The organism is Luteimonas sp. A482, from assembly GCF_054072655.1.
Genome location: NZ_JBSVRO010000001.1, coordinates 348,973 through 363,650 on the forward strand (window position 1 = coordinate 348,973; position 14,678 = coordinate 363,650).

Consider the following 14,678-nt stretch of genomic DNA (forward strand, 5'->3'; position numbering starts at 1 on the left):
AAGAAATCCACACCCTGCCCCTTGAAAGCGCCGGCTACCCCCCTCATCTTCCGATCACCTCCCGGCCCGTCCGGGATTTTCGCGCCCGCGTTGCTGGCAGTCGCCCTTGGCGAGTGCTAACATCGCCGCCCCTTTACCTGTCCAATCAATCACTTGCGAGGGTTGAAAATGAGCAACATCAAGCCGCTGTACGACCGCGTGGTCATCAAGCGTATGGAAGAAGAGAAGCTGTCGGCCGGCGGCATCGTGATCCCGGACTCGGCCACCGAAAAGCCGATCAAGGGTGAAGTCGTCGCCGTCGGCGAGGGCAAGGTGCTCGACAACGGCAGCGTGCGCGCGCCCAAGGTCAAGGCCGGCGACAAGGTGCTGTTCGGCAAGTACAGCGGCACCGAGGTCAAGCTCGACGGCACCGAATACCTCGTGGTGAAGGAAGACGACATCTTCGCGATCCTCGGCTGATCGCGGCGTCTTTCGCCAGCCCTTTCCACATTCCCACTATCCAGACATCGAGGTAATCAGCCATGGCTGCCAAGGAAATCCGTTTCGGTGAAGACGCGCGCGCCAAGATGGTGCGCGGCGTCAACATTCTCGCCAATGCCGTCAAGGCAACCCTCGGCCCGAAGGGCCGCAACGTCGTGCTCGAGAAGAGCTACGGCGCGCCGACCATCACCAAGGACGGCGTCTCCGTCGCCAAGGAAATCGAACTGGCCGACAAGTTCGAGAACATGGGCGCGCAGATGCTGAAGGAAGTCGCGTCCAAGACCTCCGACAACGCCGGTGACGGCACCACCACCGCCACCGTGCTGGCGCAGGCGCTGATCCGCGAAGGTGCCAAGGCCGTCGCCGCCGGCATGAACCCGATGGACCTCAAGCGCGGCATCGACCAGGCCGTCAAGGCCGCGGTGCAGGAGCTGAAGAACATCTCCAAGCCCACCGCCGACGACAAGGCGATCGCCCAGGTCGGCACGATCTCGGCCAACTCCGACGAGTCGATCGGTACCATCATCGCCGACGCGATGAAGAAGGTCGGCAAGGAAGGCGTGATCACCGTTGAAGAGGGCTCGGGCCTGGACAACGAGCTCGACGTCGTCGAGGGCATGCAGTTCGACCGCGGCTACCTGTCGCCGTACTTCATCAACAACCAGCAGTCGATGTCGGCCGACCTGGATGACCCGTTCATCCTCCTGCACGACAAGAAGATCTCCAACGTGCGTGACCTGCTGCCCGTGCTCGAAGGCGTGGCCAAGGCCGGCAAGCCGCTGCTGATCGTGGCCGAGGAAGTCGAAGGCGAAGCGCTGGCGACCCTGGTGGTCAACACCATCCGCGGCATCGTCAAGGTCGTGGCCGTCAAGGCCCCGGGCTTCGGCGACCGTCGCAAGGCGATGCTCGAAGACATGGCCGTGCTGACCGGCGGCACCGTGATCTCCGAGGAAGTCGGCCTGCAGCTCGAGAAGGCGACCATCGCCGACCTCGGCCGTGCCAAGAAGGTGCAGGTCTCCAAGGAGAACACCACCATCATCGACGGCGCCGGCGAGACCGGTGGCATCGAGGCGCGCATCAAGCAGATCAAGGCGCAGATCGAAGAGACCTCTTCGGACTACGACCGCGAGAAGCTGCAGGAGCGTGTTGCCAAGCTGGCCGGCGGCGTTGCGGTGATCAAGGTCGGTGCTTCGACCGAGATCGAGATGAAGGAAAAGAAGGCCCGCGTCGAAGACGCCCTGCACGCCACGCGCGCTGCGGTGGAAGAAGGCGTGGTCCCGGGCGGCGGCGTGGCCCTGGTGCGCGCGCTGCAGGCCATCGGCGAGCTCAAGGGTGCCAACGAAGACCAGAACCACGGCATCGTGATCGCCCTGCGTGCAATGGAAGCCCCGCTGCGCGAGATCGTCACCAACTGCGGTGAAGAGCCGAGCGTGGTGCTGAACAAGGTCAAGGACGGCACCGGCAACTACGGCTACAACGCGCAGACCGGCGAGTACGGCGACATGATCGCGTTCGGCATCCTGGATCCGACCAAGGTCACCCGTTCGGCGCTGCAGAACGCAGCCTCGATCGCCGGCCTGATGATCACCACCGAAGCGATGGTGGCGGAGCTTCCCAAGAAGGAAGAGCCGGCCATGGGCGGCGGCGGTGGCATGGGCGGCATGGGCGGCATGGATTTCTGATCCAGCGCCAACCGTTCCACTGCGACACGAAAAACCCCGCCGCGAGGCGGGGTTTTTCTTTGCGCGACGTGGACTCACGCAACCCTGGCCGCGTTCGTGCTCAGGCCAGCCGGTTGTAGCGCAGCACGATCTCGTAGCGGCTTTCCTCGTCGTCGCTGACGTACTCGCGCAGTTCGCGGTATTGCTGGGCGACCTTCTCCAGCGGTGTCACCTTCACCTTGATGCCGCCGGCCGTCGTGTACTGGCGCGGCGGCGGCAGCGGGAAGTTGAGGCTGGTCAGGGCCACCAGCTCGCCGATGGTCGGGCCGATCGCGTCCTCGATGATCAGGTCGGCCGGCGCCCACAACGCGACGAACAGGATGATGGCCAGTGCGATGGCGACCGCGATCGCGGCGGCGATTGCGCCGGCCACGCCCATGGCGACCAGCTTTGTCGCGATCGCCCCGGCTTCCTTGAGATGGTCCTTGATGAAGTCAATCACGTCCTTCATGACCTCGATGAAGGCCTCGGTGAAGCTGTCGATCTGTTTCTCGAACGCCTCCTCGCCGTCCACCTCGAAACCCAGGATCGAGACCGCGCCGCCGAGGATCGGTTGCGAGTGCGAGAACAGCAGATGCTCCATCGCGCGCGACTCGCCGCTGTCGACGTCGCCGAAGCGGATCGGGTTGCCGCCATTGGGCGACTGCGGAGCGCTCGCGCTGAGATCGGGGAACAGCGCCGCGGCCAGGATCTTGATGCCGACTTCGTCCGAACCCCACGAGGCCGGTGCGGTTTCCCTGCGCGCATGCAGGGTCTCGCTGCTGATCTGGAAGCGCGCGGTTGCTGGCGGTACCACCATGACGCGCTGGCCGTTGGAGAACAGCGTCTGCCCCCATCCCGGGTCGCCGCCGTCGTTAGGCACCATCACCTGGAAATCGTACAGGCCGGGCGGCAGGTCGTCGGGCAGGCGGAAGCTGAGGCGGTCGTGCACCCGACAGTCGATGATCGGCACCTCGACCCCGTCGATGGTCTCGGCCAGTGGGGTTTGTTCGTCGCCGCGCACGTGCGCATCGACATCGCGCACGATGCTGAAGGTCGCCACGTCGGTGAGGCGTACCTTCGTCTCGACGCTGGAGAAGTTCACGCCTTCCAGCATCACCGCGCGCCCGGCCTCGATCTCCTGCACGCGCAGGCACACCTCGCCATTGGAGCTGCCCGGGCAGTCGGTGGTCTGCACTTCGCAGACCTGGACGGGCTGGCCGCCCTCGAGGATCACATGGCAGCGCTGCTGCACTTCCTCCGGGGTGTAGTCGCCGGTGCCCAGCGTGGGCAGGAATTCGCCGGTGCGCAGGGCGTTGACGCGGCACACGCGAACCTGGGTGGGCGGGAATTCGCCGCCCGGGAACGGTTGCGTGCGGCGCAGTCCGGGACGCTCTTCGAGTGCGCCGTCCGGGTCGCCGAACAGCTGCAGGCCGACGTTGGCCACCAGTTCCGTGGCCACGGCCTGGGCCAGGACGTCGACGGTGAGCGGCTGGTCGGGATCGCGCGGCACCTCGCTGGAGAACAGGCGGTCGCGCTCACCGGGCGCAAGCGTGTCGAAGGACGCCAGCGAACAGGACAGGACGCGGCGCAGGTCCGGGGTCAGCCGGCCGAGGGTGGCGAAGGCGCGTTGCTCGAGGACATTGGTGGCAGGCTTGCCGGCCAGCTGGCGGCGCGCGAGATGGAAGAAGGTCGCGCCGAGTGCGCTGGGCACGCGGGTGTTGCCCAGCAGCGTGTCCAGCTTGCGGCGACGGCTCTGCTTGGGCTTGCCGCCAAGCGAGGCCGGGACACAGGCGCCGGGCGCGGTGGGTGGGCAGGTGTGGTCAGCGGCGGGAGGAGAGGACTCGCCGCAATCGCAGGGCGCCGAGCAGTTGTAGATGTTGACGTCGCCGCGGCTGTCGATGTGGATATCGATCCTGCAGTCGGAACTGGCGGGCTGGGGGGCTGGGGTAGGGTTGGTGGGTTTGCGGTGCGCGTCCATGGGGGTCCTGTGTGAATCCTGGAGGGGTCGGGCACGGCCGTGGACGTCGTTCCACGAGGCCCTCGCAGCCGTGCAATACACAAGAGCGTCGCGGCGGACCGGATTGCGACATTGCCGTCGTGGCCCCGCGCCGCAGCCCGCGCGCGATGCGCGGAGATGCGGTCTAGAGCAGCCGCCGTGCCTGCTTCCGCCACGGGTGGCGCCCGGGCAGCCACCCGTCCATGGCCTGCAGCGCAGCGCCGGCATGGCGGCGCGCCTCGGCGCTGCGGCGGGCACCGTGCTCGAGTTCGGCCAGCGTCAGCAGCAGTTGCGCGCGCAGGTAATGCCTCGGCGGCAGATGCATGCGCTCGGCCAGGGCCAGGCCTGCGTGCAGGGCCTGGCGTGCACCGTCGGTGTCCCCCCGCTGCAGCCTGACCCGGGCGAGCGTGGCGAACCAGCCGGCGGCGTCATGGCGCAGCCCGGCCGGTCCGTGCAGGCCGCTGGTGGCCGCCACGAGTTCGCGTTCGGCCACGGCCCAATCGGATCCAGCCGCCAGGGCCAGTCCCAGCAGGTGGCGCGCGCTGGCCTGCAGCGGCACGTCGTCCACGGGTACACGCTGGAGCAGGCGCTCGACCCGGGCGTGGATCGCCTGGACGGTCGCGACGGCGTCAGGCGGCGCGTCCGCGGGTATGTCGGCGGCGTTTGGCAGCATCAGTCGCGCCAGCTGCAGTTCCGCTTCGATCCGGCGGGCGTGTCCCTCGGGCAGCGTTGCGGACAAAACCTGCGTGGCCTGGCGCGCCGTCGCCAGCGCCTGTTCGCGATCCCCCCGCAGTTCCTGCAGGCGCGCCAGCTGGTGCAGGGTGTAGCCATGGCCGGGTGCCTGGCCCAGCCCGAGCACGTCGCCCAGCGCCAGCGCGGCGCGCAGCGAGCGCTCGCCCTGGTCGAGCTGGCCCAGCCGCAGTTGCAGCGTACCGAGGTTGTGCAGGCGCGGTGCGGCACCGGCGTTGGGGGCGGAGAACACGCGCCGGTCGATGGCTACGGCTTCGTCGAACAGGCGTCCGGCTTCGGCGTGCTGGCCCAGGTCGAACAGGGTGACGCCCAGGTTGCTCAGCCGGCGTGCGGTTTCTTCATGCACGTTGCCATGGATGCGCCGCGCCATTGCCAGTGCGCGTCGCTGCCAGTGCTCGGCTTCCTGCAGCCGGTGCGCCCGCGAGTAGGCGGTGCCGAGCGCGCCATAGCTGGCAACCAGCAGTTCGTGCTCGGCCGGCAGGCGCGCCGTGCGCAGCGCCAGGGCCGCGCGATAGTCGGCCAGCGCCTGCGCGTGGCGGGCGGTTTCGCTGTAGGCCAGGGCACGGCGGTGCAGGGTCATGGCGGTGTCGAGTCCGTGCGGCTCGCGTGCCTGCTGGATCGCGAGCGCTTCTTCGAACAGACGCAGCGCCGCGGCATGATGCTTGAGGCTGAGTTCGAGCTGGCCGAGCTGGCTCAGCGCCGTGCCCAGCGTGGCGTGCTGCTTGGCCGGCAGTTGGCGCGCGGCGTCGACGGCTTCGGTCAGCAGGCTGCGTGCCTGCGCGTACTGCGACAGCCGGTCGTGGATGCGGCCGATCACCACCAGCATGTCGACCCGCACCGCCGGCGCATGGTGCATGCCGTCGCGGCTGCGTTCGGCGGCGCGCCGCAACAGCGTCGCCGTGTCGGGCAAGGCGCTGCGCGCCATGCCGGGCTGTTCGTTCTCGAACAGCTGCACCAGCAGGTCGCGCACCGCCACCGCGCGCTGCGTCTGCTCTTCGGCCGCTTGCGCCTGCAGCCGCGCTTCGCGTGCCTGCCACAGCGCGGCACCGGTACTGGCGAGCAGGCCGAGTGCGAAGACGACGGCCAGGGTCACGGCGCTGCGGTGGCGCCGCACGAACTTGCGCGCGCGGTACCCGGGCGAGGGCGGATGCGCTGCCACCGGCAGGGCGTCGAGGTGACGGCTGATGTCATCGGCCAGTGCGCCGGCTGAGGGGTAGCGACGCGCGGGTTCGGGCGCCAGTGCGCGCAGCAGGATGTTGTCCAGGTCGCCGCGCAGCGCGTGGTGCAGCGCGGCGCGCGGCAGCGGCAGGTGCGCCGGGTCCACGCCGGTGTCGTACGCCAGGCAGGACGGCCGCCTCGACGCGTCGCCGTCGGGTCGCCTGCACAGCAGCAGTTCGTGCAGCAGCACGCCGAGCGCGTACACGTCGGTGGCGGTGGAGACCGGGCCGCCGGCGTACTGCTCGGGCGCGGCGTAGCCCGGCGTGAGCGCTGCCGCGCCGGCGATGGTGGCGCCATCGTCCTCGTCGAGCAGCTTGGCGATGCCGAAGTCGAGCAGCTTCACCTCACCCTCGGCGGTGACGAGGATGTTGGAGGGCTTGATATCGCGATGCACGATGAGCTGCCTGTGCGCGGCGGCGACCGCGCCGCAGACCACGACGAACAGCCGCAGGCGCGCGCGCAGGTCGAGCCGTTGCTCGAAGGCATGGCGGGTGATCGGCACGCCGTCGACACATTCCATCACCAGGAAGGGAATGCCGGCCGCGGTGACGCCGCCGTCGACCAGGCGCGCGATGTTGGGGTGGGACAGCAGGGAGAGGGTGCGCCGCTCGCGGCGGAACAGGCGCTGCTCCACGTCCGAGTACAGGCCGCGACGCAGCAGTTTGACGGCCACCTGCTGGGCGAAGTCGGCGCCCTCCCGCTCGGCCAGGAAGACCGTGGCCATGCCGCCCTGGCCCAGCAGCCGGACCAGGCGGAACTGGCCGATGCGCTGTCCGACCATGCCTGTCACGGCGGCATCGGCATCGCTGCCTGCGCAGGTGCCCAGGCGCGCGGCGCGCTCGGTGACCGGCAGGTCGAGGGCGCCGTCGACGCCCGCGTCGGCGGCCAGCAGGCGCTGCAGCGCGGCGCGTTCGCCTGCGTCGGCCGCGTGCCGGTCCAGCCAGGCCGCACGCGCGTCGTCGGGCACCTCCAGCGCGGCTTCGAACAAGCGCCGCAGGCGCATGCCGCCCGCAGGCGTCTCGTGGCTGTGCACGGGCGTCATGCGAGGGCACTCCCGCTCAGGCCAGCAGGTCGTGCAGGAAGGCGCGGGCGAAGCGCCAATCGCGATCGACCGTGCGCCGCGCGAGCCCCAGCGTCTCCGCCACCTGTTCCAGCGTCAGTCCGGCGAAATAACGCAGTTCCACCGTGTGCGCGGCGCGCGGGTCGATCTCGGCCAGGCGGTTCAGCGCTGCGTCCAGCGACATCATCTCCTCGGCGCTGGCGATCGCCAGCTGCGACTGGCCATCCGACGTCACCAGGGTGGTCCAGCCCGCGCCGTTGGCCTGTCGCCGCAGCCGCGCGCGGGCACGGTCGCAGAGCAGATGGCGGATGGCGCAGGCGGCGTAGGCGAAGAATTGCCCGGGGCGGGTGAACTCCAGGGCCGGGTTCGCGCTGACCCGCAGATACAGCTCGTGCACCAGCGCAGTCGTGTTGAGCGTGGCACCATCGGACGGAAGGCGTTGGCGATGTGCCAGGGCGCAAAGCTGTCCGTAGACCTCACCGAACAAGGCGTCGATGGGTAGGGGCGGGGCGGTGGATATTTCAGCGAGTTGGGCGGGCATGACGGGTCTCGACGCGAAGACGGCCGGATTCCCCTGCTGCATGTGCTGTCAACGGCAGGAAGGGCGCGGCCCGGCCGCTTGATCGTGAGTGCCGCCCGTCCCGATCGCGTGGGAGAGAGCGCATCAGCGGCGCAGCAATCCACGCAGCACGCTCTTGGCCGCGCCCCTGGCGGTTTCCTTGGTGGTGGGCTTGGTCGCGTCGCGCACGGCGTCGTTGCCGATCGCGCCCAGTCCGGCCATCGGCATCGCGGTGGACTTGTTGCGCACGCGCACCGTCCAGGCCGGCTGCCACCCGCGCGGGGCATGGGCGGCATGGATTTCTGATCGCGCCGCGATGCAATGAAGGTGCGGGTTGATCCCGCGCGCCGCAGCGCGCCGGGACAACGACCTGGCCAGGCCTTGGCCGCACCAGACACGAAGAACCCCGCCGCGAGGCGGGGTTTTCTTGGTTCTTCGCCCATTCGAGGGGAGTCGGCCGGATTGCAAGCGAATGGATCTGGCCTGCGGTCGGGTCGCGACACGCAAAAACATGGATATTTTGCGCGCGATCCTGGCGTTCAGCTGTGGGAGCGCGCTTGCGCGCGAAGGCGTTCGCGACCAAGGTCGCTCCCACAGAGGGAAGGGGGACGACGCAACGACCCTGACCGGGCGAAAAGCGATCCCCGGTCGACAGGGCGCGGCGTCCAATCGAAGCCGCGTGGACTTGCAGCAACCTTGCCCGCCTTCTCCCTCTATTGGGAGAAGAACCTTTTTCTTTCTTGCGGCGGCGGCTTGCGGGGCGCGATCGACGCTGGTGGCACAGGCGGGCTGGCCTTGCGGTCGCTACGACGCTCGAACCAGCTGACGCAGCCTCAGTCCACCACGTCGAAATGCCAGTCCACCGTGATCGTGCCGAGGTTGTCCTCGCCCAGGTTGCGGGAGACGCCGTCGTCCTCGCTCACCCAATTGGTTTTCTGGCGACTGTTGTCTTCGATCTGGCTGCGCGACAGCACCGGGAACGTCCCGGAGCCCTGGATCGAACTGTTCGAGGTCACCACGCCCTCGCCCCAGACGGAGTTGATCCACATGTGGCCCTGGTACGACTCCGATCCCTTGATCCAGTTCCAGCGCTCGCCCGAACCCTTGGTCTGCCCCTGCAGGTGGAACTCGTAGCTGCAGTCGTTGGTGTCGAGGGTCAAGGTGAGTGACGAGCCGTCCTCGGTCATGCGCGGCTCCTGGCGCTGCATGGGCCCGGTGCCGTTGAAGGTGTTGATGCCGAGCAGGTTGCCTTTCGAATCGTACCCACGCGACGACAGACTGAGGTTGGCGGACCCTTGCGGCAACGGACTGTAGTACTGCACCAGATGATCGGCACCCCGCCATTGGCGCCGCGTGCGTTCGTGCATGTCCGCGCCGAGGCGGACGTCCATGCTGTACTTGATGTGGGAGGTCCCGGACTCATTCCAGGCGTCGCGCTTCTGGTTGTAGGACACGGTGCCGGTCCATGTCTTGTGCTTGAGCAGGTCTTCGTCGCAGGTGCCTGGTTCGGCGACCGACACAGGTGCGGTCTTGGTGTCCCTGGCGTTGCCGTCGATGAGTGTCAGCATCGGCACGAAACTGCCACGGCGTTCGAAGCGATGCTCGGCTTGCGTCGTTGCGAGGCAATCGTCGAAGGTCTGTTTTTCCGAGCCGTCGCCGGGATCGAGTTCACAGGCCGGTGCCTCGCGGTCCGATGGCCACGGGATGTGCCAGGTGAACCATGCATCCAGCGGCGCGTTGCCGGTCGCCGGCTCGCCACGGAACGTCCATTCGGTGGTGACCTCGGTCTTGCCTTCGGCCTTGTTGCCATCGAGGCGGATCGTCGGCTCGTAGGAGCCGGCGGTGTCGGCTTCCAGTCGCGACGTGTACAGGTAGGTGTGTTCGAAGGTGTTGATCTCGGTGCAGTCGGCAATGCGTTCGGGCTGCGAGCCGTCGCCGAAGTCCAGCGTGCACGGGATCGGCTCGCCGTCCTCCTTGGCCAGCAGCCGCCATGTGAACTCGACATCCAGGGGCGGATGGCCCTGCCGGGGGGATGCCTTGAACTCGATGTCCACGGCGATCTTCTTCGAGCTCTCCGGCATGTCTTCGCCGAAGGCGCCGCCGCTCCACGCGCAGCCCCAGCACAGGGTGTTGTCCAGCAGCATCTTGCTGCGGTCGCCGGGTCCGCGCGGCATGACGCGCACCGTAGCCTGCCCGGCCCGCTCGCCACGCCATTCCAGTTCCGGTTCCTGAGTGGACAACACCTGTTCGTCGTAGCTGAACAGACTCAGTAGATCGTCGCTGGCCACTTCGACCGGGCCCCACTTCATGGCCGGCATGGTGAACACACCGGGATTGAGCGCGTTCTCGACCCCCGGCATGGCCCCGCCGAACTCGCGCAACACCGCCAGGTAGATGTCGACGGCGTAATCGAAGACCTGGAACACCTTGTTCTGGAAGAGCTGGTCGATCTTGGGCAGGCCGATGATGGATTTGACCAGGTCGACAAGGTCATTGAGCGTGATCGTCTGCGGATGGTTGCGGGCTTCCACCATCAGCCGCGTGCGGGTGGTTTCGTGGGTCCGGATGAGTGGCGTGGCGACTTCCAGCTCGAACCGGCTCAGGCTGGCCGGCAACAGCGAAGGCGCGATCTTCTCGATCACGAGGTTGGCCACGCTCAGCAGGGCGCTGATCACCTTGTGCACGGGAACGGACTTGCCGGCAATCTTCACCACGTCGCTGTTCAGGCCATAGGCGCCCATGGACAGCCCGACGCCGGTGGCATAGGTATCGGCGGTCGGTTTCACGAACTCCTGCGAGAAAAGGGTGAGCAGGCCGTGGACCTGCATCAGGCAGGCGATCTCGACGTCCTTCCCGGTTTCCCTGCACTTGGGAACGCCGGGATCCGGGGGAAGCCAGCCTTGCATGGACAGCAACATCGGGAATGCGGCGCCCGCGGGAATTGTGGTGCCGCCCGCCGCCGCGGCTGGCGGCGCTTCGAATACCGCGGCGCGTGCCTGCAGATAGGCGGCCGCGCCACTGGCCGCAAGCAGGGCGTCGGTCAGTTCGAGATCGACGGGCCCGCCTTCGAGCAGCGGCGAGGTGCCGGCCAGCACCGCGGCAAGCGAATGGTCGCCTTCACTCACCAGTGCACGCAGCATCGCGATGACCGCGCGGCGGTGCGCGGTTTCGGATTCGTCCTGCACCGGCAGCGCTTCGAAGATGCGCGCATAGGCCGCCGTGATCGTCTCCAGCGACTGCTGCACCTGCACCGTGGTGCCCGGCGCGCGCGGGAGTTCGGTGACCCGGAGTCCGCTTCCGCTGGTGGCGATCGGCCGGCCGTTGCGACGTACTTCCACCACCTGCGCCTGCGCCAGCGCGACCGGCCAGCCATCGGGCCCCAGTTGCAGCGGCACCAAGGCCTGCAGGCGTCCATCGGGCAAGCGTTCGGCGATGGCTGGCTGGTCGCCGATCCATACCTCGAAGGTGTCGTTTGCGGCAACGGCCAGGCCGTCCAGAAGCACCGGCGCCCCAGGTGACGCTTCGGCCGGCGACAGCGTCAACCGCACCGGTTCGGCGGGCGTGCCCGATACGTCCGCGCTGGCGATGGCAGCGCCGGGCGCCGTTTCTGTTCCCATGTCGCCAGGCGTGCGCCACATCAACACCGCGATCGCGATCGCGACGACAGCCGCGATGCCCCCGACCACGGCGCGCCGATGCGGCAACCACAGGTACAGCCGCCGCAATGCCGGGAAGGCCGTGTCGCGCAGCCAACGCCAAAGTGCGGGAATCGCACGCAGGAAGACGAACCGCGCGATGGCCGCCAGCAGCGCGAGCAGGTGCTTGCCCAGCCACAGCAGGCCCTTGCCCGTCTGAATCGCGATGCGCCTGAAGGTGTGTTTCCAGTCCGTGGTCATGTCGAGGGTTCGCAAGAAATAAGGAGGGGCGCCAGGCGCGCAGGGCAGCTCAGCGGGTTTCGTAGGACAGTTGGCCTGCGAGGCCTTCGACCTCGCCCTGCGGGTGGAAGACGAGGTGGAAGTCCCGGTTGCGCAGGCCCAGGTGCAGGGTGCTGTCCAGGGTGGCCGGCGCGTCGGGGCCGACGACGATCTCCGCGACCGTGCCGGTCCTGTTGCGCTGAGCGATCCGCGCCGTGCCCCGTGTGACAGTGAAGCGCCCCTGCACCACGACATCGCGCCGCTTTGTGTCGAGCTGGAAGCGGGCCGAGGTTTGCTGGTCGAACTTCGCGATGGCGACCGTGCAGTCCTTCTTCGCGGCAATGTTGCCGAACTTCGCGCCCGAGCAACTGGTCACTGCGGCATGAGCGGGTGCCTCGCAGGCGGAGGTTGCAAGGGCCAGCGACGCCGAGCCGAACACGGCCAGCCACCGGCGCCTGGTTGCCGCGCGGATGTCGTTGCGCATCATCTGGAGGTGACCTTGAGGCGCTCGACCTTGCCGGAGGCTGGAACGTCGCAGCTGTCCTGGTTGGAGAAACCGGACACGGGCATGTTCTCGTTCCCGGCGTTGGTGCCGGCGGCCATCTCGTGGCAGGCAGCACCGACCATCTCGCCGCCGTTCCCGCAGCCGATGACCAGGTCCCAACAGGCCTGGAAGCTGCCGTTGCCGCCGGTGCGCTGGATCCGGCAGTCGACGCCGTGGGGGCCGGGCGTGGCGCAGTCCACGCGGGCCGCATCGAGGTCGGTGACGGTGCATGCGGCCAGCAACAGGCCCGCGGCAGCCAGGGCGCTGGCCCGGGCGATCGAGTGCGGTTTCATGTGTGTTTTCCCCTGCTGGGTGTGGTCATGTGCAAATTCATTGGCCAATGACGATGGATGCCGAGATCCTGATGGTGCTGTTGGACTTGGGCAGGAAATCCAGTTGGAACGCCGACTCGAAATCGCCTTTCGTATGCCAGTTCTGGATCTTCAGCGGGCGCGGGCCGTCGTCGCCTTCCAGCGTTGCGGTCACCACATAGCGACCGATCGGGACGTCTTCGATCTGGTAGTGATCCACCCAGTAGTGGTCGCCCATCCGCAGTCGAAGCGTCTTTCCCGGCGAACCGTCGATCAGCGGACCGTTGGGCGTCAGGGTCAGTTCGATGGTTTCCATGTCCTCGTAGAAGCCGATGTCCGTGCTCAGCTGGATGAAGCCGCCGTAATAGCCGTACTCGTTGTCGGGCGTGCGCCCCTCCAGCTTCCAGGTGAAGTTGCGGACAACGCCTTCCTCATTGAAGGAATCGTTGTGGTCCGGATCCAGTTCCAGGGCGTAGGTCTTTCCGTTGTACGTCTTCCTGAAAGTGGCGTCCGCCTTCCACGCGCCGGGCTGTACCTTGATTCGGTAGCTGCCGTCGTCGCGGGTCGTGCCGTCGATGTAGGAGGCGTAGAAGACGGCGTTGTCCAGCAGGACCTTCGCTCCTGCGATCGGCTCGCCATGGGTGTCCACGACGCGTCCCGTGGCATAGCCTCTTTCCGTCGCCGGGCGGTCGCTTGCGTCGCAGGCGGTCATGCCCGACAGCAGCAAGCCCGACAGGAACAAACCTGCCAGGGCCATCGTTGCTTTTGTCTTGTTGTGCATGATTCGGGTGTGGGAAACCATTTGGATGAGTGAATGGGCCGCGACATCCGGTTTCGCGCCCGATGTCCGGCAGTCTTCGACGGTCGCGCGGTGTCTCGTGGCGATGACGGGCGTGTCAGCGACCGAGCAGACCGCGCAGCAGTCCTTTCGCCGCGTCCTTGGCCGTCGGTTTCACGGCGTCCGTGGCGGTGCCGGGCGCGGAGGCACCCAGCCCGGGCATCAGCATCGCGGTGGACTTGGTGCGCACGCGCACGCTTCCGTCGGGCCGCGCGAGGGTGCGGTCGTTGCCGTAGGCGATCATCTGCAGCATCGGCGTGCCGTTGCCGTTGCCGGCGAACACGCCCGGCGGGATCCGGCAGCTGCGCGCGTCGGCGCCCATCAGGGTGCGCTTGCCGGTCCACTGCGAGATCAGGTTCTCGGGCAGGAAGTCCATCAGCTCCTGTCCTGCGTAGCCGTCCTCCGAGCTGCTCCACATCACGATCGTCTCGCCGTCCGCGGCGGTGCCGTGAATGAAATAGGCGCGGGCGCCGTCGACCGCGTCCCAGCTCAGGGTTTGACCCCGGGCCGCGTCGCCCTCGCTGCGCAGCTTGAGCTCGGGCAGGAAGTCGTGGTCGCGATCGAGTTCGAATTGCAGCGATGCCGGCAGCGCCTCGCTGGTCACGGTGTGGCTGCCGACCAGCGAGGCCTTGCCGCCGACAGCCTTGCGCGCGGAGGGGTTGGGCCAGAGCGCGAAGCGCGGAGCGGACGCGATGCCCGCCTGCGGCACCTGACGCGGGACCATCGCACGGCCTGCCGTCACCGGTTTGCCGTTGCGCACGGTGACGGTGAATTCGGACGGCTGCCCGGCGCGCACCTGTTCGCCGCAACCCCAGTAATAGCGAATGCGGAACGTGCCGTCGCCGGCCTGGCCGACGGCGGTGTGCGCGGTCGCGTCGCTGGTCGCGGAGGATGCGTTGCCGGGAGGCAGCAGGTCGATGCTGTCGCCCAGTTGCAGGCCCTTGGGCACGGCTTGGCGCGCAGGCGTGCCGGGCGCGGCACGATTGTGCAGCGCGACGTCCATGTAGCGACCGGGCATGCCGGGGTACCGGGCCATGCCGTAGCTGGCGTTGGCGCCGCCCATGGCGCCAGACAGGCGCCCGAGCGCGCCGAGCCCCGGCATGCCGGGCATGGTGTGGGTGGCGACGTCGATATGGAGTTCGGTCTGTGCCGCCTGCGCGGAAGCAGGCAGAGCGGCGACGGACAGCGCAAGCGCCAAGGCCGACGCGGCGGGAAGATGGGAAACATGCATGATCGTGCCCTTGCAGGAGAACAGGCCTGACGGCGACCCGGCCGGCCCGGTGCGTCCGGGCATGTCATCCACGA

11 protein-coding genes are annotated in these 14,678 nt (G+C 68.1%); 2 read left to right on the top strand and 9 right to left on the bottom strand.

Going from position 1 to position 14,678, the window contains the following annotated elements:
• Positions 1 to 168 precede the first annotated feature (168 nt).
• Both groES and groL read left to right on the top strand, forming a co-directional pair.
• Positions 169 to 459: a co-chaperone GroES gene (gene groES, locus ACW5DW_RS01590; RefSeq protein WP_149102601.1), complete on the top strand. Its 291-nt coding sequence runs from the start codon at positions 169 to 171 to the stop codon at positions 457 to 459.
• 62 nt (positions 460 to 521) lie between these two features.
• Positions 522 to 2,162, top strand: coding sequence for a chaperonin GroEL (gene groL, locus ACW5DW_RS01595; protein WP_457016910.1), 1,641 nt, complete (start codon positions 522 to 524; stop codon positions 2,160 to 2,162).
• A gap of 100 nt (positions 2,163 to 2,262) precedes the next feature.
• Here the strand turns inward: groL and ACW5DW_RS01600 are convergent, their stop codons facing one another.
• The 9 genes from ACW5DW_RS01600 to ACW5DW_RS01640 form a co-directional block, all read right to left on the bottom strand.
• The gene (locus ACW5DW_RS01600; RefSeq protein WP_457016912.1) at positions 2,263 to 4,161 is read right to left on the bottom strand and encodes a hypothetical protein; all 1,899 of its coding nucleotides are present in this window, start codon (positions 4,159 to 4,161) and stop codon (positions 2,263 to 2,265) included.
• 163 nt (positions 4,162 to 4,324) lie between these two features.
• Positions 4,325 to 7,189, bottom strand: a complete 2,865-nt coding sequence (locus tag ACW5DW_RS01605; RefSeq protein ID WP_457016914.1) for a tetratricopeptide repeat protein — start codon at positions 7,187 to 7,189, stop codon at positions 4,325 to 4,327.
• Positions 7,190 to 7,205: 16 nt separating this feature from the next.
• Positions 7,206 to 7,790 (bottom strand): ECF-type sigma factor, encoded by a 585-nt coding sequence (locus ACW5DW_RS01610; RefSeq protein WP_457016916.1) that lies wholly within the window; start codon positions 7,788 to 7,790, stop codon positions 7,206 to 7,208.
• Between the two features lie 81 nt (positions 7,791 to 7,871).
• Positions 7,872 to 8,015, bottom strand: a complete 144-nt coding sequence (locus tag ACW5DW_RS01615; RefSeq protein ID WP_457016918.1) for a hypothetical protein — start codon at positions 8,013 to 8,015, stop codon at positions 7,872 to 7,874.
• 584 nt (positions 8,016 to 8,599) lie between these two features.
• Complete coding sequence (locus tag ACW5DW_RS01620) at positions 8,600 to 11,662, bottom strand: PKD domain-containing protein (RefSeq protein ID WP_457016920.1); 3,063 nt, start codon at positions 11,660 to 11,662, stop codon at positions 8,600 to 8,602.
• A 49-nt stretch (positions 11,663 to 11,711) separates the two neighbouring features.
• Positions 11,712 to 12,167 carry a hypothetical protein gene (locus ACW5DW_RS01625; RefSeq protein ID WP_457016922.1) on the bottom strand — a complete coding sequence of 152 codons (456 nt, stop codon included), beginning with the start codon at positions 12,165 to 12,167 and terminating at the stop codon, positions 11,712 to 11,714.
• Positions 12,164 to 12,517: a hypothetical protein gene (locus ACW5DW_RS01630; protein ID WP_457016924.1), complete on the bottom strand. Its 354-nt coding sequence runs from the start codon at positions 12,515 to 12,517 to the stop codon at positions 12,164 to 12,166. Before ACW5DW_RS01630 ends, ACW5DW_RS01625 begins: the two co-directional genes overlap by 4 nt.
• Positions 12,518 to 12,554: 37 nt before the next feature.
• Complete coding sequence (locus tag ACW5DW_RS01635; protein ID WP_457016925.1) at positions 12,555 to 13,316, bottom strand: carboxypeptidase-like regulatory domain-containing protein; 762 nt, start codon at positions 13,314 to 13,316, stop codon at positions 12,555 to 12,557.
• 115 nt (positions 13,317 to 13,431) lie between these two features.
• Positions 13,432 to 14,667 carry a hypothetical protein gene (locus ACW5DW_RS01640; RefSeq protein WP_457016927.1) on the bottom strand — a complete coding sequence of 412 codons (1,236 nt, stop codon included), beginning with the start codon at positions 14,665 to 14,667 and terminating at the stop codon, positions 13,432 to 13,434.
• Positions 14,668 to 14,678: the final 11 nt, after the last annotated feature.